A 24823-nucleotide genomic window follows, 5' to 3' on the forward strand; every position below is an offset into this window, starting at 1 on the left:
CAGGCGGGGGCCAAAAGCTCTTCAGTTGTTGATGTTTGCGGTATCCGGCGCGGCGGCTCTCAGGCGGTCGCGCAGAGATCTCGAGTGTTACTGCTTTCCTGTGAAATCGACTCCCGGCAGTGTTGTCGGAAGTTTTGCGCGATCGACACCGATCCACTTCTTGTAGAGCGCGTCTAGCGTACCGTCAGCGGTGTGACGGGCCACGAAGTCGTTGAGGAAGTCGAGCATTTCCTGATCACCTTTACGAACGGCCATACCCTGGAAGTTATCGGAAACCTTGTATTTGCGCCCGAACGACGCCTCGTTGCCGGTCTGCTTGATAACGAGGCCGTAAGTGATGCTACCAACGATCGCATCGACCTGACCGGACAGAAGCGCCTGGACAGTCGTCGCGTCATCGTCGAAGCGTTTGATCTCCGTGCCTTGCGGCGCAACTTTGACAAGCAGAGGCTCGAATGCGCTACCGCGGTTGACGCCGATTACGTATTTCGAAAGGTCTTCGTTTGTCTCGATGTCCGCATCCGCCTTGCCCCAGACCGTGATGTCGTTCGACGCATAGGGGATGACGTACTGAATGACCTTGGCGCGCTCTTCGGTGATCGTCATCGACGGCACCAGGAAATCGACATTGCCATTGACCAGGAGCGGAATGCGGTTCTGGCCGGTGATGCGCTCGAACTTCAGCTGGACGCCGAGTTCCTTGGCGATAAGTTTGGCAACCTCGATATCATAACCGTCATTCTGGCCGTTCTGATCGATGAAACCCCATGGAAACTGGTCCATCTGCACGCCGATGGTTGCGGTCCCCTTGGCCTTGAGCTCTTCCGGCGTCACGGCAAGCGCCGTTGTGGCAAAAGAGGTCGCGGCCAGAAGAACGGCAGCGAAGCCGCCCAAAACTTTCGAACGCGAAAGGGTCGATGCTGTATTGAACATGTGGTCACCTCTGGTTGATTTTTTGGCATGCATTCTTGTTTTACCGAGCGGCGTTCAGGCGTCGTTCGATCCGTGCGCTGCAATAGGTCAGGGGGACGCAGATGATGAAGTAGATCAGTGCGACCGCGCCATAGACCTGCAGCGGCTGAAAGGTAATGTTGGCCATCAGCTGGCCTGAGCGGGTCAATTCCGTCAGACCGAGAAGAGCCGCCAGCGCGGTGCCCTTGATCAGATTGACGAGGAAGCTGATCGTGGCGGGAAGACCAATCCTGAATGCCTGCGGCAGCACGACGTCGACCGTGCGGGAAACGTAGCCGATACCGAGTGCACGTGCCGCCTCGCTCTGCCCATCCGGCACGGCCTGGATGCTGCCACGCCAGATTTCGCCAAGGAAGGCGCTGGTGTGCAGCGACAGGCCGATAGTCAGCGCCACCCAGACATCCACCTTGAAGCCCAGAAGCGGCAGGCCGAAATAAACGAAGAACAGTTGAATCAGCAGCGGCGTGCCCTGGAAGATCTGGATATAGGTGGCTGTCATAAGACGCAGCCAGCGGTATTTGCTGGTCCGGCCGAGCGCCACGCCAAGGCCGAGCGTACCGCCGACTGTGAAGGCAAGGAAAGACAGGACAACCGTCCAGCGCGCGCCTTCGAGCAAAAAGAGGAATTCACTCCAACCAAACTGACGGATCATGTCGCTGCCTCACTTTGCCGGATAGGAAAAATAGACCCGGCCGATCATGCCGAGAGCGATGGAGAAGAACTGTGACAGCGCCAGATAGATGACTCCGAGCGTGAGATAGATCTCGAAGCTGCGGAACGTTTGGGAATCGAGCGTCTGGGCGAAATAGGTCAGTTCTTCGGCCGAGACGGACGACATCAGGCTGGAGTTCAGCATCATCAGGATAAACTGGCTGCACAGCGCCGGGTAGACCGCCCGGATGGCCGGACGAAAGACGATGAAGCGATAGATATCTAGCGGATGCATTCCAAGCGCCCTGCCCGCCTCGATCTGGCCGGGCCGGATCGACTGCACGCCGCCACGCACTATCTCTGCCGCGTAAGCCGCGCAATTGAGCGTCATCGCAAGGATCGCAGCCTGTTCACCGCTCAGGCGGATACCGATCGCCGGCAGACCGAAGAAAACAAAGAACACTTGAACGAGTATCGGCGTGTTGCGGATCATCTCGATATAGCCGATGGCCAGCGCTTTGAGCGCAGGCTGCTTGCTCATCCGCATCAGCATGAACACGATGCCGAGGCTCAGGCCCATAACCATCGATAGCGACGACATTCTCAGAGTGCCGATGATGCCATCGACAAGCATCGGCCAGGCGGCGAAAACCGGGGTGAAGTCGAATATGTAGCTCATCGACGCACCTCAGTGATTGAGGATCTGGCTGAGGAACGCCTTGGTGCGTTCGTGGCTCGGATTGCTAAAGAACACATCCGGCTTGGCGCTTTCGATAATCTCCCCGCGATCCATGAAGATGACGCGGTGGGCAACGGCACGCGCAAAACCCATTTCATGGGTCACGCAAATCATGGTGATGCCGTCATCGGCCAGCGAGATCATTGTGTCGAGCACTTCCTTGACCATTTCCGGATCGAGCGCCGATGTCGGCTCATCGAACAGCATGATCTTCGGATCCATGCAGAGTGCCCGGGCGATCGCCACGCGCTGCTGCTGGCCGCCGGACAGCTGGGCCGGATATTTCAGCGCCTGTTCCGCAATATGCACCCGTTTCAGATGGCGCATGGCCTTGTCCTTGGCTTCAGCGGCGGAAGCCTTACGCACCCGGCGCTGCGCCAGCATGCAGTTTTCCAACACGGTCAGATGCGGAAAGAGATTGAACTGCTGGAAGACCATGCCGACATCACGGCGGATATGATCGGCATTGGTGCCCTTTTGGCTGAGTTCCGTGCCGTTGACGCAGATCCGTCCCTGCTGGACCTCTTCGAGATGGTTGATACAGCGGATCAGGGTGGACTTGCCCGATCCGGACGGGCCGCAGAGCACGATATGCTCGCCGCGCGCGACATTGAGATCAATGCCATTGAGGACCTGAAGCGGGCCATACCACTTGTTGACCCCAACCATCTCGATGGCTTTTTCGCTGATGTTTTCGCTCATGGCGCGTTCCCCTTCCTGTTATCTTCAGGATTTTGTTTCAACTTCGAACACTGCATCGACTTCGACGGACGAGCCGCGCGGAAGCGAGCCGGCGCCGAGCGCCGTACGGACATGGCGCCCCTTTTCTCCAAAAATCTCGACCAACAAATCCGATGCACCATCGATCACCGCCGGGTGCCCGGCGAAATCGGGTACCGCATTGACGAAGCCGCGCAACTGCACACAGGCAAGTATGCGATCGAGATTGCCATCCAGCGCAACCTCGGCGCGGGCAACCAAGTTGAGTGCACACAGACGCGCAGCGCGGTAACCATCTTCTGGGGAAATGTCGCGACCGACGACGCCAACATAATGCTCGACCCCATCAATTCGCGGGATCTGGCCGGAAAGAAAGAGCAGGCTGCCCACTAGCCGGTGCGAAATGTAGTTTCCGGAGGCCGGGGCAATCGAAGGCAATACGATGCCGAGCTCGGAGAGTCGTGCTGAGACGTCACCCATAGCGTTTTCCACTTGATGCGATTATGCGCCGGCAGGCGCAATTTGTTCGTGTTCCCGGAGCTTTTCCCGCTGCGTAGTGCGGCTTTTCCGCTGCGGCGGTGGCTCGCTTGTCTGGGCAAAAGATTACTGAAATAGTATCTCATGTCAACACAAAAACAGGAGGTACTATCTCTGCGCGCAAAGCGTGACTATTTCCAGGTTATCTATCTATAATCAGATACTTAGGCGACTTTTTTTGGCGTATATAAATGTCGCGTTAACTACGAGGCAGAAATAATTTCAGACTTTTCGTTCAAAATCTCTTCGTGTAGCCCACCGATCCCGACACACCTGAGTGAGTGTGCGCACACAACTGGATCAACTTCGAGACAAGGTGATAGGATCACTTTGCAAGGTCGTGTTATCTTGCTAAATATAGAGTTCTGGCAGTCTGCGAGCGGCAGATCGGAGGCCGGGCGCGATATCAGGCAATGGGTGGTTTTTGGATACTTTGGCAAGCCGGACGATACAGGCCCTCAAGGCCTTCATCGTCGACAATCAACTTGAAAACGGCCACAAGCTGGGCTCGCTGAACGAACTGTCCCAGCGGTTCGCGGTCAGCCGGACGGTGATCCGAGAGGCCATCTCTGCCTTGCGGGCCGATGGCATCGTCGAGGCGCGTCATGGGGTTGGCGTCTTTGTCCGCGAGTTGCCAAAACTGAATGAGACCGATACTGCAGATGCGGACCTCTCCTTTGCTCCGCTGCACAGCCTGAAGACCTCGTTCATGGACCTTCTCGAATTGCGCATGGCCTTTGAGGTGCATGCGGCGGGTCTTGCCGCGACGCGACGATCATGGGCGCAGGAATCCAATATTTGGAATGCTGCTCGACAATTCGAGGGCTCTCTGGAAGACGAAGCAGCACTCGACCAACTTGATTTCGCTTTTCATCGCTCGATTGCCGAGGCGACCAATAACGGTGCTTTCATCGAGTTCTTTAACTTGATGAGCCGTAGCATCCTGCCTCAACCGGCGTTTTCTAAGGAGTTGAACCCTGCGCTGATCACCAGTGATTACATCCACAACACCGTTGTAGAACACCGGGCGATCTGCGAAGCAATCAGCAAAGGCAACCCAGAAGAAGCGCGCGAAGCGATGCGCGCGCATCTCAATCGGAGCCACTTGCGCTATCGGGGCTTCTCAGACGGAGCGAGTTCGCCGCTCAGCAACGTAGCACAGGAGGAATAAAACCTCTCTGCCAACTCAGCAATCATGGCATAACCTGAAGGGGCGCTCTTGAAGGGGGACGAACCATAGACAACGCTCGTCGTGATTGCCCAGCATTGCTTTTCAATTAGCAGAGGCCGATTTCAAACGGACCAAAGTCCGAAGACGACAGGCGCAACCAGTGAAACGCCGGATAAGATCAGCAGCACGAATGCCCCTAGCCGCAGGGTCCACACCGAGAATGACGGGGCCAAGCGGCGAGCCAAGTAGGTGGAGAGGAGTACGGTTGGCAGTCCGGCGGCTGCCCATAGAAGTGCATGGTTTTGCCAGTCGCCATGCACCGCCACGAGACCGAGCCTGAACAAGGAGTTGATTGCGAAGATCGATACAAGCGTTTCGCGAACCACTGGATGCGGCAAGGGCTGCCGGTAGAACTGGAACACCAGCGGCGGCCCCGCCGTGGAAAAGAGCCCGCCCATCAGGCCACCAAGCCCGCCGAAGAACATAAAAGAAAAGCCGCCGGACCGTAGCACCAGCGGTAATGGCCGCAAGATCAATTGAAGGCTCGACATGATGATGGCCACGCCGAGAATGAGGCGCAGGACCGACAGCGACGAAGCTGCCAGAAGCGCGAGTAGCCCGTATCCGGCGCTGACCATTGGCAGTGCGCCGGCAAGCGAGAAGAGGAGAGGTTTCACGGCAATGTCCCGCCAGCCTTTCGCCAGCACCATCACCGCATTGGCAAGCGTCAGCAGGCTGACGACGATAGCCGCCTCGGGCAAGGGCATGAGCCCCGTTAGCGCCACGGCCGCCATCAATAGCAAGCCGAATGCGAATCCCGTCAGGGTTTGCACAAACGCGGCAACGAAACCAAGCGCGGCAAAGACGAAGACATCTGCCGGTGCGATCATGCCAAGACGCCGGACAGCGGATCGCAGACGCGGAAAGGTTCCAGCCGGTCCATGTCCGGCACAACGCCAAGGCCCGGCCCGTCCAGCAACCCGAGCATTCCACCGTCCACCATGGGCCAGGCGGGCGCGATCGCGTCGCGAAGCGGATTCGGATTGACGTCGATTTCAAGCAGGCCATCTCCACCGGCTGCCGCCAGGATATGGGCCGAAGCGGCAAGCCCGATGCCAGCGCCCAGGAAATGCGGGCAGTAGCGCCGGCCGGCGGCAAGTGCCGCCCGGGCCACCGCTCGGCATCCTGTCGGCCCGCCCCACTTTGCCGCATCAGGCTGAATGACCGACAGATGGCCGGCGCCGATGGCGGAGCGGAACGCTTTCAGACCGGCAAGATTTTCCCCGCCGGCCAGCGGCGTCTCGGTCGCCCGCGCAAGCTCGCTCCAGACCGCCGGGCCGGCGTCGACACGCACCGGTTCCTCCAGCCAGCCAAGTCTCAGATCAGCGGTCGCCAGAAGGAAGGCGCGCGCCTCATCGGGAGAAAACGCCTGGTTGGCGTCTGCATAAAGCGTCTCGTTCGGCCCCAGGCTTTCGGCAAGTTCACGGATCAGCGCCAGATCGCGGTCGATGTGGAAACCAACCTTCACCTTGAAGTCGCGGTAGCCAGCCGCGCGCGCCTGCGCCACGACCGTCCTGGCGTCTCGAATATGGATGCCGCTGGCATAAGCACGCACTGACCTGGTGGCATCCGGCGATAATGCGGTGGCGAGCGGAATACCGTGACGACGGGCAATGAGATCCCAATAGGCCATGTCAAAACCGGCGATGGCCTGGGCGTAAGGCCCGATCTCCCCGGTCTGCAGAACGAGAATGTGGGTCTCTGCGGTCAGTTCCTTCCAAAGCTCTGCCGGATCGGGCAACGGCCTGTCCAGGACACGCGGCGCGATGTCGGAGGTGAGCAGTCGGGCGCGGTGCTCCGCGCCGCAACCCGGCCAATTGCACCAGCTTTCTCCCCAGCCGACAAGCCCCGCATCGTCCTCCAGCCGCACCAGAACGGCCGGCCGGTCGCGCATCGCACCGAATGACGTCGACACCGGCTTTTCGAGCGGCACGCGGAAGACATGCGCCTCAACGGACCTGATCACGCAGGATGGGAAAGCCTTTGTCATCGCACCCTCAACCCGCAAGGAAGCCGCCATCGATGGCATAGACCGTCCCAGTGGCGTAGCGGGCGGCCGGCATGGTAAGGAAGATCACGGCGCCTGCCACCTCGTCCGGCTGGCCCCAGCGCTTCAACGCGGTACGCGCGGCGATGCGGTCGCGATGCGCGATGTCTTTGCGTCCCTCGCTGTTGATCGCCGTTTCTATATAGCCGGGGGCAACCGCGTTAACGCGGATTCCCTCCTCGGCCCAGGCGAGCGCCAGCGCCTTGGTCAACATGACGACGCCGCCCTTGCTGGCGCAATAAGCCGGAAGACGCGGCAATGCGGAAAAGGCGTTCATGGAGGCAATGTTGACAATCGATCCTCCGCTGGCGGCAAGATGCGGGCGAAAGGCCATTGAGGTCCGGAAGGTGCCGGTCAGGTTGACATCGAGCACGCGCTGGAATGTTTCGATGCGGTACTCCTCGTCCCGCGCGAGGATGCCAGCGCAATTGACGAGCGCGTCCACCCGCCCGAAGCGTGCGGCGAAAGTCTCGACCGCGTCGTCGGACGTGACATCCAACACGTCGAGTTCGAGCGCCGGCAGATTGGACAGCGGCGAACCGTCGAGCGCGGCTCGGTCGTGACCGGTAGCAGTAACCTTAGTACCGCGCGCGTGAAATTGTCTGGCGATCGCCGAGCCGATACCTCCCGCACCGCCGACAACGACGGCGTGGAAGCCGACCGGAAAGGCAAAAGGATCTTCCATGCCGTCCCTCAAATGCCTGCCACGGCAACATATTTCAGTTCGAGGAAGCCCTCGATGCCGTAGGTTGAGCCCTCACGTCCCACGCCCGACTGCTTGACGCCGCCGAAAGGCGCCATCTCGTTGGCAAGCATGCCTGTGTTAACGCCCACCATGCCTGCCTCCAGCGCCTCAGCGACCCGCCAGACTCGGCCGAGATCGCGCGCATAGAAATAGGAGGCAAGCCCAAATTCGCTGTCATTGGCCATGGCGATGACCTCTTCCTCAGTGCGGAAGGTGATGATTGGGGCGAGCGGCGCGAAAGTCTCTTCCTTCGCGACCTTCATGTCCTGCGTAATGCCGTTCATGACTGTCGGTTCGAAGAAGGTGCCGCCGAGTGCGCTGCGCTTGCCGCCCGTGAGAATCCGCCCCCCCTTCGCGAGCGCGTCGCTGACGTGTTCCTCCATCTTCATGACAGCCCGCTCGTCGATCAGCGGCCCCTGGCCAACGCCCACCTCCGTGCCGCGGCCGAGTGTGATCGCCGAGACCTTTTCCAGAAGCTTCGTCGTGAAGGTCTCTGCCACGCTCTCCTGTACATAGATGCGGTTCGCGCACACGCAGGTCTGACCCGCATTGCGGAACTTCGAGATCATCGCCCCCTCGACCGCCGCGTCGATGTCAGCATCGTCGAAGACGACGAAAGGCGCGTTGCCGCCAAGTTCAAGCGACAGGCGCTTGATGCCTTCGGCGGCTTCCTTCATCAGCCAGCGCCCGACGCCGGTGGAGCCGGTGAAGGTTATCTTGGCAATTTTGGGGTTGTGGCAGAATTCCATGCCGATCGGCCGCGCCTCGCCTGTGACGACGGAGAAGACACCAGCCGGCACGCCCGCACGCTCAGCAAGGACCGCGAGTGCAAAGGCCGATAGCGGCGTCTGGGCCGCAGGCTTCAGCACCATCGCGCAACCGGCGGCAAGAGCCGGACCCGCCTTTCGCGTGATCATCCCGTTGGGGAAGTTCCAGGGCGTGATGGCCGCGCAGACGCCGACGGGCTGCTTGAGCACCAGGACGCGCTGATTGCGGTTCGGTGCGGGGATTATGTCGCCGTCGATGCGTTTTGCCTCCTCGCCGAACCATTCGAGATAGGCGGCGTTGGAGACGATTTCGCCCCTCGACTCGGCGAGAGGTTTGCCCTGTTCGGCAGTCAAGATTTGGGCGAGATCGTCGGTATTCTCGATGATGAGTTCGTACCAGCGCCGCAGGACGACGGCCCGCTCCTTTGCGGACCGCCGTGCCCACTCCACCTGCGCGACGGCTGCGGCATCGATTGCCTGGCGAACGACATCCACGCCGAGATCGGGCACATGGGCGATGACCGATCCGTTGAACGGGTCCGTGACCGCGATGGTCCTGCCGTCCTCGGCGCCCAGCCAGCGTCCAGCCACATAAGCCTTGTCGGTCAGTAGGGTCCGGTCCGTCAGGGCAGCAACAGGCCGCATTGATCGATCGTCCATCTTCATTCCTTCCATCAATGGTTCGTCAGGCAGCGGCATAGCTGCTGGCGAAGTCACCTTCATTGCGAATACCCTGGAAGGCAGGAGCAGGCGGGGTCCAGCGTGGGGCCTTTGCGGCGGTGAGTGCGCTCAAGCGCTCCACCACGGCGACACCTTCATTCCCAAGCGCTGCGGCGACGGCGGCCGTATCAGGGAAATGTGAACGGATGGCATTGAGCCATATCGTTCGGCCGGCCAAGAAACCACCAGCGCCGGCGGCATAGGCGTAGTCGAGCACCCGCTCGAACTTTTCCGTCGCCGCGCCCCCCGAAAGCAGCACCCACGGGATTCCCGCGCCGGTGCAGATCTTACCGATCGCATCGAATTCCCGCTGTGCGGCCTGAGCAGCCTCGCTTCCATCCCGCGCAGGCAGGCTGTTTGCGGCAAGCGGGCTTTCGAGCTTCAGCAGATCGACGCCGTATTCGGGCTTTGCGAATTCGCGCACGCTTTCGATGACCAGTTCCGGCAGCTTGGTCGGCGATTCGACATAGTCCGCAGTGTGGTTCGCCGTGCCGAGGAACGGGAAGACGAGCAGCTCCAGCACATATGCGATGTCGTGGCGACGGCATTCTTCACCGATCTTGCGCACGAATTCCTTCTGGTGTTCCAGCACGTCGGCCGATGCGTCCGGACGGTACCATGCCAGGACCTTGACCGCATCGCCGCCGAGACGGCGGATCTTCTCGACGCTCCAGTCGGCGATGACCTTGGACTTGCGCCCACCTTCGCTTTCCTGTGTACGATGGTCCTCCAGCGTGACGATAAGCCCGCATTCCGGTGGCAGCACGTCGATGGCGGCAGGAATGGCGTAGTTCGGGTCGAACAGCATGGAGCTGCAATGCGGGGCGAGGTTTTCGACAAGAAGCCGCTTTGCCGTGATGACGTCCGAGAACGACACGTCCGATTTGTCGATGCCCCGCGCTACAGCGATGGCCTCGAAAAGCGGTGGGCGCTGATCGAGCGCCACCATGCAGAAATGACCGTCCTTGTTGGCGAGACGGGCGAGACCACGGGTTTTACCAAGTGTCAGCATGACGTTTCCTTTCAGGATGATTTCAAATCGTCGAGGGAGGGGATGGAGGCGCGGCCACCGGGCCGCGTGCATTTCAGGGCGGCGACCGAGCTCGCAAAGCCGAGCGCACCGGAAATGCCGAGCCGCGCGCCGATAGCGAAGGCGTAGGCTCCGTGGAACACATCGCCGGCGGCCGTCGTATCAACGATCTGGACGGAGGGAGCCGGCATATGGTGCCGGCCGGAATGATCCTGCCAGAGAAGGCCGTCGCCACCGCGGGTGACAGCAACCATACGGCAGCCGAACTTGGCGGCCCTCTCCAGCGCCGAGTCCATGTCCTCTCCGCCGAAGCCGCGTAGGCCGGGCTCGGAGAAGATGGCATGGTCGGTCAGGGGCAGCAGGCACTCGAAGACATAGGTGTCGGCCACATCGCCGTCGAGAACCGTCGGGATGCCACGGCGACGCGCTTCGGCGAAAAGCGCCTGCGCACCCTCCGGCCAGCGCGGATCCGCGAGGACGCAGTCGGCGGAAAGGCTGGTGAGCGGCAACCAGCCCGGATCGACCGGGTAATGTCCCCGAAAATTGACGATCTGGCGCTCGCCCTGCTCATCGACGATGACGCCTGACACGGACGACGCCCCATCTTCGAAGAGACAAAACTGGCTGGTATCGACCCCTTCAGCGGCAAAACTTTCTGCCATCAAACGCCCCGCCTCATCGGCACCGGCCCGTCCCCAGAAGGATGCCGTACCACCGAGCCTGGCCACCGCCACCGCAGCATTCGCCGCCATGCCACCGGGTTCCGTCAGGTGCTGGCCGGCGCGAATCTTCTCGCTGCCGCCGGAAAACGGCACCTCCACGCGCCAGATGCGATCGAGCGCGGAGAGCCCGAGGCACACGACAGACGGAGAAGCACCTTCCGGTATGGTCGGCGGGCGGATCATCGGATGGCCCTTCCGTCCGTGCGGTCGAAGAGATGGACCTTGCCAGCCGGCGCGACAAAACCCAGCCTCTCGCCGGCTCTAGGCCGAAGCTCGGGATTGACACGGGCGACGGTACGCACGCCAGCAAGGTCGAAATGCGTCAGCGTATCGGAGCCGAGCGGCTCTACCAGGTCGATCGTGACCGACAGCACACCGACCGCGCCCTCAGAGGGAAGGAAATGTTCAGGTCGAATGCCCAGTACCGCCTCGCTCCTGTCGCCAAGCGCCGGTTTCAGCGCTTCTGGCACCGGTGCGGCGAGATGTGGCGCTCCCTCGAAGACGAAGCCCTCACCGGCGCGGCGAATATTGAAGAAATTCATCGCGGGAGAGCCGATGAAGCCGGCCACGAACTGGTTTGCGGGCGTCTCGTAAACCTCTTCCGGCCGGCCAAATTGCTGGATCTCGCCGCCTTTCAGGACGACGATGCGATCTGCCATGGTCATCGCCTCCACCTGATCGTGGGTAACGAAGATCATGGTGGTCTTCAGTTCCTGCGAGAGGGCCTTGATCTCGGTGCGCACCTGACCGCGCAGCTTGGCGTCGAGATTGGAAAGCGGTTCGTCGAAGAGAAAGACCTTAGGGTCGCGGACAATCGCGCGGCCCATGGCGACACGCTGGCGCTGGCCGCCGGAAAGCGCCTTCGGCTTGCGCTCCAGGAAAGGCTCGATATGAAGGAGGCTGGCGGCACGACGCACACGCTGGTCGATCTCCGCCCGTGTCATGCCGCGAAGTTCTAGCGCGAAGGCCATGTTGTCGTAGACGGTCATGTGCGGATAAAGCGCGTAATCCTGAAAGACCATGGCGATATCCCGCTTTGCGGCCGGCACGTCATTGACCTTTGTCTCGCCGATGAAAAGCTCGCCGGATGTAGAGGGCTCGAGCCCCGCAATGATCCTCAGGAGCGTGGACTTGCCGCAACCGGACGGCCCGACGAAGACGATGAATTCCTCGTCCGCGATCTCCAGATCGAGTCCGGGAATGATGGTGAATTCGCCGAACTTCTTGGCGATGTTCCTGATTGTGATCGAGGCCATGATATCACCCAAACGATAGAACGGGCTTGATGAGCTTGCCTTCAGCGAAGCGGGCGAAATTTTCCGGCAGCTCGTCGAGCCCGAAAGCGGCATCGACGAGGCGGCGGTAGCGCTCCTTGTTGGCACGCAGCAGCTCGACATTCGGCGCAAAATCGCCGATCGGGAAATAGAAGGTTCGGATCATGTAGAAGTCCTTGCGACGGAAAATTTTGCCTTCCTCGATGGTCCAGGGCGCGGCATTCTCGCCGACCAGCATCAGCGCCCCACGCGGCAGAACCAACTCGATGCCGAGGTTGCGTGCCGAATGGGCGCCAGAGCATTCAAAGATCAGCTTGAAGCGCTTGTCGCGCGCGGAGACCGGATGAGCTATCGCGCCAAAGGAAACGGCAATCGCTAACCTCTCTTCGTTCGGATCGCTGACATGGATATCCTCGTATCCGAGGCTTGAGAGCGCGAGCACCACGCCGAGCCCAACCGGGCCCGCACCGATCACGAGCACCGGAACAGATCCTTCGGGAGGAGCAAGCGGCATGGCGAAGCGAACAGCGTGGGCCGAGGTCCCGATCGTGTCGAGAAGCAGCGGCGCAAGATCGTCCTCGATGTCGTCCGGCACGGGCAACAGGCAAGTTTCCGGCACGACCACATATTCGGCATAGCCGCCTGGCCGATTCCAGCCGATCAGGCTGGAGACCTCAAGGCACATCTGCGTGTCGCCCGCAGCGCAGGCATCGCAATGGCCACAATGCTCCGGAATATAAACAGCGCAGCGCTGCCCGTGGCGTGGATGGCCCGGCTGTTCGACGACGCCGAAGATCTCATGACCGGCGGTGAATTCCGCCCCCTTGTACCAGAGCTTAAAATCCGAACCACAAAGCGCGGTGCGCAGCACCTTTACCAGAACCTCGCCCTGCCCTACGGGCGGCAGGTCCTGCGTCTCGACGGTGATCTTGCGGTCGCCGTGAAAGACGGAGGCGCGCATGCGGGCATTGTGTCTGTCAGTCATCCTGGTCATCCCTTGACGGCACCGAGGGTCAGCCCCGCAACGAGCCAACGCTGGACGAGGATCGCGAGCGCGAGCGGCGGCAGCGCGATGAGCGTGGCGGCCGCCATCAGCGAACCCCACTGGGTGGAACCTTCACCAACGAAGTTGAAGGCGGCGGCAATGAGCGTTTTTGTGTCGGAGTTCGACAGGATCAGCGAGAAGAGGAAGAAATTCCACGAGAAGACGAAAGCGAGGATCGATGCGACAGCGACGCCCGAGCCGACCAGCGGCATGGCGATGCGCCAGAGAACGCGCGCCACGGAGCAGCCGTCCATCTGCGCTGCCTCGAAGACGCTGCGCGGAATGTTGTCGAAGAAGGGAAGCAGCACCCAGATGACGATCGGCATGGTGATAACCGCATGGCTGAGGATCAGCGCCGTGTAGGAACCGATCAGCCCGACTTCGCGGAACATGATGTACCAGGGCAGCAGGAAGAGCGTGCCGGGCGCCATGCGCGCCGCGAGCGTCAGCACGGCCGGCCAGGTGACGCGCGACCAGGAAACGGCAAACGCGGCCGGAATGCCGAAGACCAGCCCAAGCAGCGTCGAACCAATGGTCACGACAAAGCTGTTGACCGCATAGGACAGGAACGGCGTAGTCTCCCACAGCGTCACATAGTTGTCGAAGGTAGGCTGAAAGAACAGCGTGGGCGGATATGCGGTCACCTCGAAGGACGGCTTGAAGGACGACAGTACCATCCAGACGGTCGGCGCCAGGATGAGGATGCCCGCGATCGTCAACTGGAGGGTGTTCAGCCAGTGCAGCCAGCGGCGGGCGCCAGAATGATCATTCATCGTCGTCTCCTCCTTACCAGGCGACTGCGTTGCGCAGGCGGTTGAGCACGAGGACCGCGGCCAGCACGATGGCCGAAAGCGTGATCATGAGCGCGCTGGCATAGCCGATGTTGAAAAACTCGAACCCCACCCGAAAACCGTAGATATTGAGCGTGTTGGACGCATTGCCCGGACCGCCCTGGGTGGTGATGTAGATGATGTCGAAAAAGCGCAGCAGGTCGACGCTCCGCAGCACTGCGGCCGTGACGATGGTGGGCAATAGCAGCGGAAGGGTAATGCGGCGGAAGATGCGGAAGGGGGACGCGCCGTCAATCTGCGCCGCCTCGTAGACGCTCGGCGGCAGGGATTGCAGCCCGCCCAGAACGATGAGAGCGACATAGGGCGCCCACTGCCAGGTATCGATCAGGGCAATCGTCGGGATCACCCAAGTTGGGGAAGCCAGCCATTCGGAAGCGGGAAGGCCGAGCGCCTCGAGGATATAGTTCGCCGCGCCGAGGGACGGGTCGAGAATGACAAGCCACATCATGCCAGCCACCACTGGCGGCATCATGAAGGGCGAGATCAGCAGCGAGCGCAGTACCCCGGACAGCCGTTTCGAATGAAACAACAGCATGGCCAGGTAGATGCCGGCGACAAGCTGCAGGGCCATCGACAGGAAGTAGAGCGCGAAGGTGACGTAGAGGCCGTTCCAAAACTCGCCGTCCGCAACAAGTGCGGCATAGTTGTCGCCCCCCGCAAAGCTGGCCTCGCCCGTCGAGGAGAACGAATGGAAGCCGAGCCAGATCGTGTAGACCACCGGGAAGGCGATCATCGCGACGGTGAAGATGACCGCCGGTGCGGACAGGGCAGCAAGCTGCCGGCCCTGGCTGTTGGTCGAGCCTGGTGTCATGGATCCAGTCTTTCCGAATGGGGGATTGCAGCGAATGCCGGACCCTCGAAGCAGGAGCCGGCAAAGGCATTACTTCCTGGCGATCAGACCATCGAGCGCACTGTCCGCGGCGGCACACGCCTCTGCAACCGAGCGCTGGCCAAGAAGCACGTCCTGCACGGCCTGCCCGATATAGTCCCGGGATTCAGGATTGGCGATGATGGGATAGCCGACTTCCGAAGACCCGTCCGACGCCAGAACGCCTAGCGCGGTCTGCCAGTTGGCGCGCACGGGGGCCTCGGCGATCCAGGCCTTGTATTCCTCTTCTTCGGCGACGGAGGCGCGCGGCGAGGCAACACCCTGGAGCGCCAGGCGCTTCTGCATTTCCGGACTTGAGGCCCATTGTACGAAATACCAAGCCGCATCCTTCTTCGCACTGCGGCTGGAAATCGCAAGGCCCCAGCCGATGGCCGTTGGGACAGTTCCCGCCTCGCCGGCAGGCAGGGGAACGACGTCCGTATCGTTCAGGCGCTCGCCTCCTTCCATGATAGTGCGCAGCTCATTGGACGATTCAAAGGCCATGGCCGCGCGGCCGCTGCGATAGAGCGCCGAGATTTGATAGAAGCTGTAGTTCGCCGCGCCCGGAGGCCCGTATTCGCGCATCAGGTCGCCATACCACGCTATCGCCTTCTGGCCCGCGGGCGAGCAAAGCGCCGACTTGCCGTCGACCATGTAGGTGCCCCCCATGTTGTGCAGCACGTTGCTGAACGTGTAGGCAATCGCCGGCTTCAGGCCACGCGAGGCGAAGGGCGTGATGCCGCCGCCGCATTCCTTGATCTTTTCGGCCGCGGCGCGCACGTCATCAAGCGAAGCTGGCTTGGCAAGACCGCATTTCTCGAAGACATCTACCCGATAGTAGAGCAGCGGACCTTCGAGATTGAGCGGAATGCTGGTCAGCTTGCCGTCGAAAGTCGCCGCCTTCACCAAAGCAGGGCTGACGCCGGCGAAGTCGTATTCCGGGCCCACAGCGTCCTGCGTGTAGGCCGACAGGTCGGCATACCAGCCGGACGCTGCAAACTGCTGCCCCTCACGCGAGGCGAGGGTCATGAACACGTCGATCTCGTCGCTGCTGGAATTCAGCACGGTGACGAGACGCTGGCGCATCTGCTGTTCCTGATAGGAGTCGACCTTCAGGTTGATACCGGTCAAAGCGGTGAATTCGTCCTTGTAGGACAGGACCGCCTGGGACCAGGGATTATTGTTGGCCAGGAATGAAACTGTTTCACCCTCATGCGCCTTCCAGTCGAAGGCGAGCGCCGAGGTCGCCGTGCCGGCGAGGAGCATGGAAAGGACTACAGCATGGACAGAACGGTTTTTCAGCATATCTTCCTCCACAAGGCCGCGCCCAAGCGGCGAGACAAGCGCTCCTCCCGAGCGCGATCTTTATGTAACCGGTTACATATTATGCGCCAGACGCTTCTGTCAACACGGCACAAGGCCGAAATATTACGCGGCATTGAAGGGAATATTTCGTTTGACAACGATGTATCGCTTGCCGCACAACGCATGTAACGTTACATCTTCTGGGCCATCGCATGACCGCTGACAAGGAAAAAACAGGCATCAGGGCGGTCGCAAAGCTCTCAGGCGTCTCGACAGCCACCGTCTCGCGCGCCCTTAACAATCCACAAAGCGTCAGCGAGGACCTGCGCGCGCGCATCCAACAGGTGATAGACGAGACCGGCTACGTGCCGCACGGCATGGCGCGGGCCCTGTCCAGCAACCGGACCCGCACAATCGGCGCTATAATTCCCACCATCGACAACGCCATGTTCGCCCGCGGAATCGAGTCGCTGCAGAAGTTCCTCTCCTCGCGCGGCTACATGCTCATCCTCTCGACCAACGGATACGATATCGACGTCGAACTGGAGCAGGCCCGCAACCTTATCAGCCGCGGCGTCGACGGGCTGATCCTGCGCGGCGACTGTCACCATCAGGCGCTTCGCGACCTGCTAACGGCCCGCAGCGTACCGTTCATCAATGTCGGCATCTACAACCCGAATCAGCCCCACCCCAGCATCGGCGTCGACAACGAAGCGGCCGCGCACCGCGCCATGACACATCTCATCGATCTAGGCCATCGCCGTATCGGCGTGGTAAGCGCCCTCCAGCGCAACAACGACCGCGCCAGCGCGCGCATAAGGGGGTTCCGTCGCGCGCTCGCCGAACAGGGGCTCACCCTCCCGGAAGAATGGCACTTGGAAGTACGCTATACTCTGGACGACGCGCGCGAAGCCGCGCGTCAGATCCTCATGGGCCGGAGCGTGCCAACAGCGATCGCCTGCGGCAACGACGTGCTTGCCTATGGTGTCATGCTGGAAGCCGAGCGGCGCGGCCTGACAGTTCCAGCTGATATCTCCGTCGTCGGCTTTGACGATCTGGAATGGAGCCGCCACCTGCGTCCGTCGCTGACGACACTTCACATTCCGACCGACCTCACCTGGAAAGGCGCCGGCGAATACATCCTCGCCCGCCTCGACGGGCACAAGGTACCAAACCATTACGAGGTGGACTATGCGCTCGTCGTACGGGAGTCCACCGCACCACCGACGAAGAATGGTCGGTAAGTTCCTGAAGAGGAACCTGCTACAAAAATGGATAATGCCGCCGCCCTCAAAGGTGGACGTTCGCTGGGCGCCCCGTTGTTGATACCGGAAATATTGGAAATCCCAGCGTGGCCAATCCTAATCCGCCGCCGCACTCAGCGACAGTGACTGGCCAGGCGCAAAGCACACCGGAGCGGACTTGGCAACGCGATCAATGACGCGGCCGCAACACGTCAGTGTTGCCGCCCGCCTCGCTCCAGCCTATGACTTCTTATCTACGATCCCGTACATCGCAAACGATAAATCCGCGCTGACCTTCAGCCGGACGAAAGAGTTCACCGGGTTTACGTTGGACGAACTGGCGCATCTATCCGCGAAGGCGTACCTGCCGCGCAAGCTCGTCCTCGACACAGCCAAAGAAACCGTCGCTCTATTTATGGAACGATGGGAAGCAGAAAAGGCCGCTCTTCCCATGCGTCAAGACGTCGTCGAGACCATGGACAAACATCTTGTGACTTTGCCGATTGTCACCGGCAAAGCGTGAACAGGTGTGGCCTGAGCCGCATCCCGAGCGGCGGGGTTGCTATAGCGTGGCGACGACTTCCGGGAGAGTTTTCCAAGTGGGTTTCAATGCTATCCGGGTTAATCCTGATCGGCTTTGGTCTCTATTCACTCGGCTCGCTGCTTCCATTTTAGGCTTGGCAAGACGTTACACTTTAAAACGACACTCGTGGTTGGCGCGATTAAGGGCGATCGCGCCTCTGGTTATCACTTCAGAGACGCCGTAACACCCGAAATGACGTTTCGGAGCCACAGATGAGCAGGATCGCTCGCGCGACGCTCATGCCAGACCTGCACAAACGGAAATGGCGCGATCGGAAACGGCGGCTCGAAGAGAACCAGAGAGGGATCGGATTCATGGAGTGCGAGCGCATTGCGCGCGACCGTCAGGACGAGATCCGTTCCATGGATCAGCCGCGGTGCATTTCCCCAGTGCGGTAGCGTGACCACGACGTGTCGCATTTGGCCCAAAGCGCGTAAAGCCATGTCAATTTCGGTGTTCGTGCCGTCGTTCATCGCAACGAGAACGTGGGGCCTTGCAAGATAGCCGTCCATATCAAGGCGGTCCTTGCCCGCCATAGAACTGCGGTCCGCCACGCAGGCGAAGTGCTCGATGGCGAGCTGCCCCGCTTGCAGCCGTTCGGGAAGATCAGGAAAGACGCCTAGGGCGAGATCGCACTCGCCGTCCAGCAGCAGCCTAAGCATGGCTTCCCGGCTCGACTGGGTCACAACAAGCTCGACCCCAGGCGCCTCGAGACGCAGCCTTCGTAAAAGACCGGGAAGGAAAACGGCAGAGCCGTAATCCGACATTGCAAGGCGGAAGATCCGTTTCTCACGCGCAGGGTTGAAGCCGTTCGGGCCGAGGACCTCCCTCATCTGTCGCAGGGCTTGCCCCAGAACCGGCGCGATCTCCATTGCCTTGGCAGTGGGGATAAGCTGACCGCCGCGGCGTACGAGCAGCGGGTCGTTGAACAGAAGGCGCAGACGCCCGAGCGCATGGCTGACTGCCGGCTGGCTCATATTGAGCCGGGCGGCTGTCCGCGACACATGCCGCTCGGCCAGAAGGGCATCAAGGACCACAAGAACGTTAAGGTCAACACCTTTGAGATTATTCGCATCATGCATAGTGGAGATATCATATCGGAATTTCCATCAGCACACCATATAGTGCACGTGGTGGGCATCGGAGGTTATTCGCCATGCAAACCAATACACTATTCATCTTCGCTGCCGTCTTGACCGGTGCGGTCGTTCCGTTTCAGGCGGGAGCAAACGCGGCTCTCGGACGGTCGCTTGGTCATCCGCTTTGGGGCACGCTCGTATCCCTTTGCGTCAGCCTGGCGTGCATCCTGCCCGTCATGCTTTTGACGAAGGTGCAGTTGCCAACCCTGTCGAACCTCGCCTTGGCGCCGCGCTGGATATGGATCGGCGGCATTGTCGGCGTCGTCTACATCACTGGCGCCCTTATGCTTGCGCCAAAACTCGGTGCGGCCGGCTTCATTATGGCGGTCATCGCCGGGCAGATGCTGGCGTCGATCATCATCGACCAATGGGGCCTCGTCGGCCTGCCACAGCAACCCGTTTCATGGTCCCGCCTTGCTGGTCTCGGCCTGATCTTTCTCGGGCTGATCGTGATGCAGTTCCAGACATTCGGGCTGAAGCCGCCTGCCGGTTCGTGACGTCAGACGACACAATGCTTTTCCAGAGAGGATAATTGATGAAACTGCTTCACATCGACTCCAGTATTCTCGGTGAGCAATCCGTTAGCCGCATGCTGAGCAAGGCCGCGGTTGACCGACTTAAAGAGCTCGAACCGTCGATGGAAATCATCTACCGCGATCTTGTCACCAGCCCCCTTCCGCATCTTGTCGGCAACCATCTCGCTCGTGTTCCCGATGTGATTCATGATTTCACACTTGGGGAAAGGGCCCTCGAGGAGTTCATCAATGCCGATGTTATCGTGATGGGCGTTCCACTCTATAACCTATCCGTTTCAAGCCAGCTAAAGGCGTGGATCGACCGGATCGTTGTCCCAGGCCGCACTTTTCGTTATACATCCGACGGTCCCAAAGGCTTGGCGCATGACAAGCGCGTCATTCTCGCTATGGCCCGCGGTGGGCATTATCGACAGGGAAATGCCTTGGTTTCATACGAACACGCCGAGGCTTATCTTCGCTCGATATTTGCGTTCATTGGCGTACCGAGGCTCGATGTGGTCGCCGCAGACGGCCTCGCTGTCGACGACACACAGAAGGAACTCAGCATCCGAGAAGCCCTCAGGACAATATCGGCGCTTAAACCCAATGCGCAGTCTGACCGATGCGGCTAAAAGCGAAGCTCTCTAAGTATCAACTTGCTTCGAAGCCGACATCCGTCGCATGGTACTCCTATGAAGGCAGCAGATTGTACCATCTGAATCAGCTTCCGCGCTTGGTCGCGAGAAGCCACACGTTGATTAGCTCATCGAGCTTGGTAGCGCCTCTTGGTTTGCGTTAACGCAAACAGGACAACGACGCTGGTGCGGCAAAGATTCGAGATACATCTCATGAGCAATTTCTTTGAAAGCCCCTCAAAAGCGTGAGTCTTGATCGTCAGGTCACGAATGCGAACATCGTCGTCGGTCGCCTCAGATACTACTCCGGCTACTACCATGGTCACAGTTTTGACGACTGCGCCCGTTATCTGTTGCCGGACGATGGCGTTGACAGACTCGTCATCGGCTCGTTCTGCTCGATTGGTTCGGGCGCCGCCTTCATCATGGCGGGGAACCAGGGGCACCGGAACGACTGAATCAGCACTTTCCCATTTTTCTGGATGCCGGAGGTACCATGCTTTACTGGAGCGCAAAACGGGTTTGTTCCCGCTGGTGACACGGTGATAGGCAACGACGTTTGGATCGGCGCCGAGGCCATCATCATGCCTGGAATCGCGATCGGCGATGGCGCGGTCATCGGCACCAGGGCGCTGGTGACTAATGATGTTGAACCCTACGCTATCGTTGGAGGCAATCCGGCAAAAGAAATCCGAAAGCGGTTTGATGTCACGGATGTTGCGATGCTGCTCGACATGCGCTGGTGGGACTGGACCGACGACAAGCTCAAAGAGGCGATGCGCCTTCTGACGAACTGTGATGTCGGTCCAGTACTACCAGAGTGGCGTGGAAGCTGACTGAGCAAGTTGAACCGCAAAGCCGAGTTGGCGCATATTTGTTGCTTGTCCTGCCGCCACGGCCATAGTGGCATCCTTGATCGCTAAACCCAACACAGAGGTTCACTCCTTTATCTGACTACCGAAGTTATCTAAAATATATTCTTGCAGACCTTAGAATAAGATTGCTTGACGCCCGTGGAACCGGGCCCCACCACCGAAATTGACGTCGACATAGATGCCTGTTGAACTCCCAAAGATACGCACCTAAAAAACCACCTCTCATCTTACATCTGGCACAGCGCGCTGTTGATTATCAGAAACCTTGGCTGCCAAGGCAGTTGCCAAAGGTCTGCCTTGTCCGCCGCGTCTAACCTCTTAAGGGCACGCCCCCGCAGGAGAATCGACATGGCCGTCAAGACACATCTTTCAGTCGCGCTTTCCTTGTTTGCACCATATTTGCTCGGCACAGCACAGGCGCAATCTCCCGTAGCTCCGGATGAGGTCGTCAGTCGCTTTGCCCGGGAAGTGAAAGGTCAGATCGCTAGCCTCAACATCTATACTGAAGATTTCTCGGTGCGCCTTAATCGCTGCCAGAGCAAATTCGGCGAGTTTGCAGACGACATCTACACCGTTTGGATCGGCTGGAGGGGCTTTGACAGGGATGGAACGGCCGGCGCGCGACTGGCTGCGATCCGATCTGCTTGGTCGGATGCCGGTTGGGAGATAACCAGGAGCCGGGAACTCGAAAATGGAGGGGTCAATCTTGCTGCCTTAGAGCCATGGACCGGCAACACCTATATTCTGGATTCCGGCTTCGATGCAGGTCCCGACAAATACATCGTTGGCTTTTTCAACACGCCCTGCTTTTCAAACCCGGCGGGCGGCACGTCGTTCGGCGCCTGGAAAGCACCGTAGAGCCTTGGGCAGAGCCAACTGAACAGGATTGTGCTCATTGTTGCAGCAGGCCAAATTTCCCGCCGTGCAAAGCTAGGACCCCCGTGCGCTGCTCGATCATCCCAACCATGAAGTCTGCATACACGTCAAAGCTCCCCATTTAAGGATAGATTGCGTGATCGGGCCATGGGTTTCGCGCGTCGCGCAGCCACAACAAGGTGTCCAGCCAGAAGCCTGAGGCATGGCTGTCGTGAAAGAGGCCGAAATGGCCTATGGCGCTGCGTCTATAATCCGATGGCCGCAGCTCCACCGCTACACGTTCAGCGCCGGAGTAATAGCCAAGCGTACGACAGATGGCGGCGGGTGTTCCAAGATCGTCATCAGATATGACCACCGCCAGGATTGGCGCTGTGACGGCAGCGATGCGGTCCAGCACAATCTGCCGATCAGGCAGTGGATGACTTCGCTCGAAACAGGACCTGCGGAAACTCCACTCAAAGGCGACTCCCGCCGGAAGATCTTCCAGCCAACCCAGACGGCCACCAGGAAAATATCGAAAGGCCATTGTCAGTACAGGCATCGCCACATGCCACTTGAGAAACAAGCGGAACCGTCGATGCGGAGCGTAGTCGCCCCACCACGCATATTGAGCGCCAATGGTCAGCAGGCGCTCGATCCGGTACGCACTCGGAGCGAGGCCTGGCAGGAAGCCGCCGAAGCTGTGGCCGACGACCAACAATCTGCCCTTACGTTGCTTTTCGTGCACCAACCTGATTGCGCCTTCGAAATCCAGTTCGCCCCAGTCCCGCCAGCGGTAGCGGCAGCCACGTAGACTTGCGGGCCGCGATAGCCCGATACCCCGATAATCATAAGTCAAAACGTCAAACCCATGCTCCGCAAGGAAACGAGCATAGCGATGGTAATAGCGTGCAAGCACACCGGTTGCAGGATTGACGATGACGGTACCCAAGGCTGTTGCTCGCCTGCTCTGCCAGAGATGGCCGGCAAGCTGCAACCCGTCTGGAGCGAGAAACTCGACGAGCTGTCCTTCGATGGGATTGGCGTTCAAAGATGGATCACGCATTCCGAATGAATACGAGCGTTTTCTCATTGAGTATATTCACTGGTCGGTATACTTTTAGGCATGACCAGTTCTACCAGACCGACACGCGAGCGTATCATTGCAGCTGCCGGCAAGCTGTTCCACGCTGAAGGCATCCGCGCCGTCAGTGTTGACGCAGTCGCCGAAAAGGCTGGCCTGACCAAGCGGACGCTTTATTACCACTTCCGCAGCAAGGACGACCTGATCGCCGCCTATCTGGAAAAGCGGGACCAGCCGAACCTCGAGTTGTTTCAGCGCTGGTTTGCGGAGACTGAGGGAAATACGGCAGACAAGATACAGGCAATCTTCCGTAATCTTGCGACTTCCGCCCGGCATCCCAATTGGAAGGGTTGCGGCTTTCTTCGAACCTCGGTTGAGCTCATTCACCTCCCCGGACACCCAGCGATCCTAGCGGGCCGCGCACATAAGAAGCGGGTCGAGGATTGGCTCTGCACAATCCTGGAGGCGATACGGGAAACCCAGGAAGCTCGCCGTCTGGCGCGTCAGATCATTCTTCTGCTCGATGGTGCATTCGCTGTTGTTCTTTTGCACCGTGATCCCAGCTATATGGATAGCGCCGGAGAGGCTGCCGCCCAGCTGATTGCCGACTGAAGCGCCAGCGCGTCTTATCAGCCGCTCTATTAAATCGGCTCTGCGATGAACATGGCGCCGAAACCCGCCTCTTCCTCGGCTAGCTTGCTTCGGTGGGCACCGGCTCTTGTTCGATCCAACGCTTCTCAACCGCGTAAACGGCACGCCTAGCTCAGCGCGCAATTCTTGGGGAGCCGATTTTGTCGCGCAGCGGCAAGACCGGGAGAACCGTCCATCGTTGACGCGAGCTGTCCAGCTTGGATCACTCGGGTGATGTCGAGAGGGAGGCGTCGTCTTACCTGGCTGGTGCGGATCGAAGCAATAGTCTATCGGCATGGCTAAAGATGCGTGCGCCCAATTCAGACGCCACCGCATTCCCACCGAGATCATCGCGCACGCGGTATGGCTCTATGATAGGTTTCCGCTGAGCCTGCGATGTTAAAGACCAGCTTGCCGAGCGTGGGATCGAAGTGTTTTTTCAGACCGTCGCAGAATGGCGAGAAATTTTGGCCTGAAGTTCGCCCATCGACTTCGTCGGCTGTCGTCGGCACGCCGGTCGGCGCGATGGTCTTCGTGCGGCGCGTCCATGACGAGACCTGTCTGGCCTGAATGGGGTCGTGATCGACCGCTCCAATCTGTTCGGCAAGCCCATTTCGGCGCTGTGGCTGGCTGCGAATGCGACGGTCACGACGGCGCATTCGCGCACGAAGGACCTCGCCGGCGTCTGCCGCAATGCCGATATTCTGGTTGCCGCCGTCGGCAGGCCGGAAATGGTGAAGGCAGACTGGGTGAAGCCCGGCGCGACCGTCATCGACGTTGGCATCAACCGTGTCGCCGCACCCGAGAAGGGCGAAGGCAGGTCCCGCCTGGTCGGCGATGTCGCGTTCGAGGAATGCGCCAAGGTAGCGGGCGACATTACGCCCGTCCCGGGCGGCGTCGGCCCGATGACCATCGCAATGCTCATGGCCAACACGGTCATTGCCGCCTATCGCAAGGCCGGAGGGACGCCACAGAAACTCTAAGGTTTTGTTCTTGAAAGGGACTTGAACCACCGACCCCGTCGTCTGCCAATGCGTTC

25 protein-coding genes and 3 pseudogenes are annotated in these 24823 nt (G+C 60.0%); 10 read left to right on the top strand and 18 right to left on the bottom strand.

Features of this window, described 5'->3' with window-relative positions:
- Nucleotides 1–87 precede the first annotated feature (87 nt).
- Genes MKI86_RS21935 through MKI86_RS21955 form a run of 5 tightly spaced genes read right to left on the bottom strand, consistent with a single transcriptional unit; the run spans nt 88 to nt 3562 of the window.
- Nucleotides 88–933, bottom strand: coding sequence for a transporter substrate-binding domain-containing protein (locus MKI86_RS21935; RefSeq protein WP_241605328.1), 846 nt, complete (start codon nt 931–933; stop codon nt 88–90).
- 40 nt (nt 934–973) lie between these two features.
- Nucleotides 974–1624, bottom strand: coding sequence for an amino acid ABC transporter permease (locus tag MKI86_RS21940; protein WP_241605330.1), 651 nt, complete (start codon nt 1622–1624; stop codon nt 974–976).
- Between the two features lie 9 nt (nt 1625–1633).
- Nucleotides 1634–2302, bottom strand: a complete 669-nt coding sequence (locus tag MKI86_RS21945; RefSeq protein WP_241605331.1) for an amino acid ABC transporter permease — start codon at nt 2300–2302, stop codon at nt 1634–1636.
- 9 nt (nt 2303–2311) lie between these two features.
- Nucleotides 2312–3064, bottom strand: coding sequence for an amino acid ABC transporter ATP-binding protein (locus MKI86_RS21950; RefSeq protein WP_241605333.1), 753 nt, complete (start codon nt 3062–3064; stop codon nt 2312–2314).
- A gap of 24 nt (nt 3065–3088) precedes the next feature.
- Nucleotides 3089–3562 carry a RidA family protein gene (locus tag MKI86_RS21955; RefSeq protein ID WP_241605335.1) on the bottom strand — a complete coding sequence of 158 codons (474 nt, stop codon included), beginning with the start codon at nt 3560–3562 and terminating at the stop codon, nt 3089–3091.
- Nucleotides 3563–4043: 481 nt separating this feature from the next.
- Between MKI86_RS21955 and MKI86_RS21960 the strand changes: the two genes are divergently transcribed.
- The gene (locus MKI86_RS21960; RefSeq protein WP_241605337.1) at nt 4044–4790 is read left to right on the top strand and encodes a FadR/GntR family transcriptional regulator; all 747 of its coding nucleotides are present in this window, start codon (nt 4044–4046) and stop codon (nt 4788–4790) included.
- Between the two features lie 122 nt (nt 4791–4912).
- Here MKI86_RS21960 and MKI86_RS21965 read toward each other — a convergent pair whose 3' ends face one another.
- The 11 genes from MKI86_RS21965 to MKI86_RS22015 form a co-directional block, all read right to left on the bottom strand.
- On the bottom strand, nt 4913–5680 hold the full coding sequence (locus tag MKI86_RS21965) for a TSUP family transporter (protein WP_241605339.1): 768 nt from the start codon (nt 5678–5680) through the stop codon (nt 4913–4915).
- The gene (locus tag MKI86_RS21970) at nt 5677–6840 is read right to left on the bottom strand and encodes a mandelate racemase/muconate lactonizing enzyme family protein (protein WP_241605341.1); all 1164 of its coding nucleotides are present in this window, start codon (nt 6838–6840) and stop codon (nt 5677–5679) included. Before MKI86_RS21970 ends, MKI86_RS21965 begins: the two co-directional genes overlap by 4 nt.
- A gap of 7 nt (nt 6841–6847) precedes the next feature.
- Nucleotides 6848–7582 carry an SDR family NAD(P)-dependent oxidoreductase gene (locus tag MKI86_RS21975; RefSeq protein WP_241605343.1) on the bottom strand — a complete coding sequence of 245 codons (735 nt, stop codon included), beginning with the start codon at nt 7580–7582 and terminating at the stop codon, nt 6848–6850.
- Nucleotides 7583–7590: 8 nt separating this feature from the next.
- Nucleotides 7591–9069, bottom strand: coding sequence for an NAD-dependent succinate-semialdehyde dehydrogenase (locus MKI86_RS21980; protein ID WP_370880046.1), 1479 nt, complete (start codon nt 9067–9069; stop codon nt 7591–7593).
- Between the two features lie 25 nt (nt 9070–9094).
- The gene (locus MKI86_RS21985; protein WP_241605345.1) at nt 9095–10141 is read right to left on the bottom strand and encodes a tagatose 1,6-diphosphate aldolase; all 1047 of its coding nucleotides are present in this window, start codon (nt 10139–10141) and stop codon (nt 9095–9097) included.
- A gap of 11 nt (nt 10142–10152) precedes the next feature.
- On the bottom strand, nt 10153–11064 hold the full coding sequence (locus tag MKI86_RS21990) for a sugar kinase (protein ID WP_241605347.1): 912 nt from the start codon (nt 11062–11064) through the stop codon (nt 10153–10155).
- Nucleotides 11061–12137 carry an ABC transporter ATP-binding protein gene (locus MKI86_RS21995; RefSeq protein ID WP_241605349.1) on the bottom strand — a complete coding sequence of 359 codons (1077 nt, stop codon included), beginning with the start codon at nt 12135–12137 and terminating at the stop codon, nt 11061–11063. The genes MKI86_RS21990 and MKI86_RS21995 overlap by 4 nt, the downstream gene beginning before the upstream one ends.
- A gap of 4 nt (nt 12138–12141) precedes the next feature.
- Nucleotides 12142–13140, bottom strand: a complete 999-nt coding sequence (locus MKI86_RS22000) for an alcohol dehydrogenase catalytic domain-containing protein (protein WP_241605351.1) — start codon at nt 13138–13140, stop codon at nt 12142–12144.
- Between the two features lie 5 nt (nt 13141–13145).
- Nucleotides 13146–13973, bottom strand: coding sequence for a carbohydrate ABC transporter permease (locus MKI86_RS22005; RefSeq protein WP_241605353.1), 828 nt, complete (start codon nt 13971–13973; stop codon nt 13146–13148).
- A 13-nt stretch (nt 13974–13986) separates the two neighbouring features.
- Nucleotides 13987–14862, bottom strand: coding sequence for a carbohydrate ABC transporter permease (locus MKI86_RS22010; protein ID WP_241605355.1), 876 nt, complete (start codon nt 14860–14862; stop codon nt 13987–13989).
- Nucleotides 14863–14931: 69 nt separating this feature from the next.
- Nucleotides 14932–16224: an ABC transporter substrate-binding protein gene (locus MKI86_RS22015; RefSeq protein WP_370880048.1), complete on the bottom strand. Its 1293-nt coding sequence runs from the start codon at nt 16222–16224 to the stop codon at nt 14932–14934.
- Between the two features lie 212 nt (nt 16225–16436).
- On the opposite strand from MKI86_RS22015, the gene MKI86_RS22020 reads away from it, so the two are divergent.
- Together MKI86_RS22020 and MKI86_RS22025 are read left to right on the top strand one after the other, a co-directional pair.
- Nucleotides 16437–17468, top strand: a complete 1032-nt coding sequence (locus MKI86_RS22020; protein ID WP_241605357.1) for a LacI family DNA-binding transcriptional regulator — start codon at nt 16437–16439, stop codon at nt 17466–17468.
- Nucleotides 17469–17646: 178 nt separating this feature from the next.
- Complete coding sequence (locus tag MKI86_RS22025; protein ID WP_241605359.1) at nt 17647–17991, top strand: HipA domain-containing protein; 345 nt, start codon at nt 17647–17649, stop codon at nt 17989–17991.
- A 224-nt stretch (nt 17992–18215) separates the two neighbouring features.
- Here MKI86_RS22025 and MKI86_RS22030 read toward each other — a convergent pair whose 3' ends face one another.
- Nucleotides 18216–19133, bottom strand: a complete 918-nt coding sequence (locus tag MKI86_RS22030) for a LysR substrate-binding domain-containing protein (RefSeq protein WP_241605361.1) — start codon at nt 19131–19133, stop codon at nt 18216–18218.
- 74 nt (nt 19134–19207) lie between these two features.
- On the opposite strand from MKI86_RS22030, the gene MKI86_RS22035 reads away from it, so the two are divergent.
- The 4 genes and pseudogenes from MKI86_RS22035 to MKI86_RS22050 all read left to right on the top strand — a co-directional run bounded on the left by MKI86_RS22035 (nt 19208) and on the right by MKI86_RS22050 (nt 22073).
- Nucleotides 19208–19687, top strand: a complete 480-nt coding sequence (locus MKI86_RS22035) for a DMT family transporter (RefSeq protein WP_241605363.1) — start codon at nt 19208–19210, stop codon at nt 19685–19687.
- Between the two features lie 38 nt (nt 19688–19725).
- Complete coding sequence (locus MKI86_RS22040; RefSeq protein WP_241605365.1) at nt 19726–20337, top strand: FMN-dependent NADH-azoreductase; 612 nt, start codon at nt 19726–19728, stop codon at nt 20335–20337.
- 216 nt (nt 20338–20553) lie between these two features.
- Nucleotides 20554–21176 (top strand): annotated as a pseudogene (gene catB / locus MKI86_RS22045) (type B chloramphenicol O-acetyltransferase).
- A gap of 387 nt (nt 21177–21563) precedes the next feature.
- A complete protein-coding gene (locus MKI86_RS22050) occupies nt 21564–22073 on the top strand; it encodes a hypothetical protein (protein WP_241605368.1) in 510 nt (169 codons plus the stop codon).
- A 139-nt stretch (nt 22074–22212) separates the two neighbouring features.
- Here the strand turns inward: MKI86_RS22050 and MKI86_RS22055 are convergent, their stop codons facing one another.
- Nucleotides 22213–23163, bottom strand: a complete 951-nt coding sequence (locus tag MKI86_RS22055; RefSeq protein ID WP_241605370.1) for an alpha/beta hydrolase family protein — start codon at nt 23161–23163, stop codon at nt 22213–22215.
- 33 nt (nt 23164–23196) lie between these two features.
- Between MKI86_RS22055 and MKI86_RS22060 the strand changes: the two genes are divergently transcribed.
- The 3 genes and pseudogenes from MKI86_RS22060 to MKI86_RS22070 form a co-directional block, all read left to right on the top strand.
- A complete protein-coding gene (locus tag MKI86_RS22060) occupies nt 23197–23766 on the top strand; it encodes a TetR/AcrR family transcriptional regulator (protein ID WP_241605371.1) in 570 nt (189 codons plus the stop codon).
- Between the two features lie 313 nt (nt 23767–24079).
- A pseudogene (locus tag MKI86_RS22065) lies at nt 24080–24313 on the top strand (IS6 family transposase); the annotation flags it as partial.
- A pseudogene (locus MKI86_RS22070) lies at nt 24295–24767 on the top strand (bifunctional methylenetetrahydrofolate dehydrogenase/methenyltetrahydrofolate cyclohydrolase); the annotation flags it as partial. The pseudogenes MKI86_RS22065 and MKI86_RS22070, both read left to right, overlap by 19 nt.
- Nucleotides 24768–24823 lie beyond the last annotated feature (56 nt).

Source organism: Shinella sedimenti (assembly GCF_022601905.1).
GTDB classification, from domain to species: domain Bacteria; phylum Pseudomonadota; class Alphaproteobacteria; order Rhizobiales; family Rhizobiaceae; genus Shinella; species Shinella sedimenti.

Coding starts and splice junctions, on each gene's coding strand:
- MKI86_RS21995 (WP_241605349.1), bottom strand. CDS start 12,137: ATGGCCTCGATCACAATCAGGAACATCGCCAAGAAGTTCGGCGAATTC.
- MKI86_RS22020 (WP_241605357.1), top strand. CDS start 16,437: ATGACCGCTGACAAGGAAAAAACAGGCATCAGGGCGGTCGCAAAGCTC.
- MKI86_RS22010 (WP_241605355.1), bottom strand. CDS start 14,862: ATGACACCAGGCTCGACCAACAGCCAGGGCCGGCAGCTTGCTGCCCTG.
- MKI86_RS22060 (WP_241605371.1), top strand. CDS start 23,197: ATGACCAGTTCTACCAGACCGACACGCGAGCGTATCATTGCAGCTGCC.
- MKI86_RS21980 (WP_370880046.1), bottom strand. CDS start 9,069: ATGGACGATCGATCAATGCGGCCTGTTGCTGCCCTGACGGACCGGACC.
- MKI86_RS21975 (WP_241605343.1), bottom strand. CDS start 7,582: ATGGAAGATCCTTTTGCCTTTCCGGTCGGCTTCCACGCCGTCGTTGTC.
- MKI86_RS22000 (WP_241605351.1), bottom strand. CDS start 13,140: ATGACTGACAGACACAATGCCCGCATGCGCGCCTCCGTCTTTCACGGC.
- MKI86_RS21945 (WP_241605331.1), bottom strand. CDS start 2,302: ATGAGCTACATATTCGACTTCACCCCGGTTTTCGCCGCCTGGCCGATG.
- MKI86_RS22005 (WP_241605353.1), bottom strand. CDS start 13,973: ATGAATGATCATTCTGGCGCCCGCCGCTGGCTGCACTGGCTGAACACC.
- MKI86_RS21985 (WP_241605345.1), bottom strand. CDS start 10,141: ATGCTGACACTTGGTAAAACCCGTGGTCTCGCCCGTCTCGCCAACAAG.
- MKI86_RS22055 (WP_241605370.1), bottom strand. CDS start 23,163: ATGAGAAAACGCTCGTATTCATTCGGAATGCGTGATCCATCTTTGAAC.
- MKI86_RS22030 (WP_241605361.1), bottom strand. CDS start 19,133: ATGCATGATGCGAATAATCTCAAAGGTGTTGACCTTAACGTTCTTGTG.
- MKI86_RS22035 (WP_241605363.1), top strand. CDS start 19,208: ATGCAAACCAATACACTATTCATCTTCGCTGCCGTCTTGACCGGTGCG.
- MKI86_RS21990 (WP_241605347.1), bottom strand. CDS start 11,064: ATGATCCGCCCGCCGACCATACCGGAAGGTGCTTCTCCGTCTGTCGTG.
- MKI86_RS21970 (WP_241605341.1), bottom strand. CDS start 6,840: ATGACAAAGGCTTTCCCATCCTGCGTGATCAGGTCCGTTGAGGCGCAT.
- MKI86_RS21965 (WP_241605339.1), bottom strand. CDS start 5,680: ATGATCGCACCGGCAGATGTCTTCGTCTTTGCCGCGCTTGGTTTCGTT.
- MKI86_RS22015 (WP_370880048.1), bottom strand. CDS start 16,224: ATGCTGAAAAACCGTTCTGTCCATGCTGTAGTCCTTTCCATGCTCCTC.
- MKI86_RS22040 (WP_241605365.1), top strand. CDS start 19,726: ATGAAACTGCTTCACATCGACTCCAGTATTCTCGGTGAGCAATCCGTT.
- MKI86_RS21955 (WP_241605335.1), bottom strand. CDS start 3,562: ATGGGTGACGTCTCAGCACGACTCTCCGAGCTCGGCATCGTATTGCCT.
- MKI86_RS22050 (WP_241605368.1), top strand. CDS start 21,564: ATGGCCGTCAAGACACATCTTTCAGTCGCGCTTTCCTTGTTTGCACCA.
- MKI86_RS21950 (WP_241605333.1), bottom strand. CDS start 3,064: ATGAGCGAAAACATCAGCGAAAAAGCCATCGAGATGGTTGGGGTCAAC.
- MKI86_RS21935 (WP_241605328.1), bottom strand. CDS start 933: ATGTTCAATACAGCATCGACCCTTTCGCGTTCGAAAGTTTTGGGCGGC.
- MKI86_RS21940 (WP_241605330.1), bottom strand. CDS start 1,624: ATGATCCGTCAGTTTGGTTGGAGTGAATTCCTCTTTTTGCTCGAAGGC.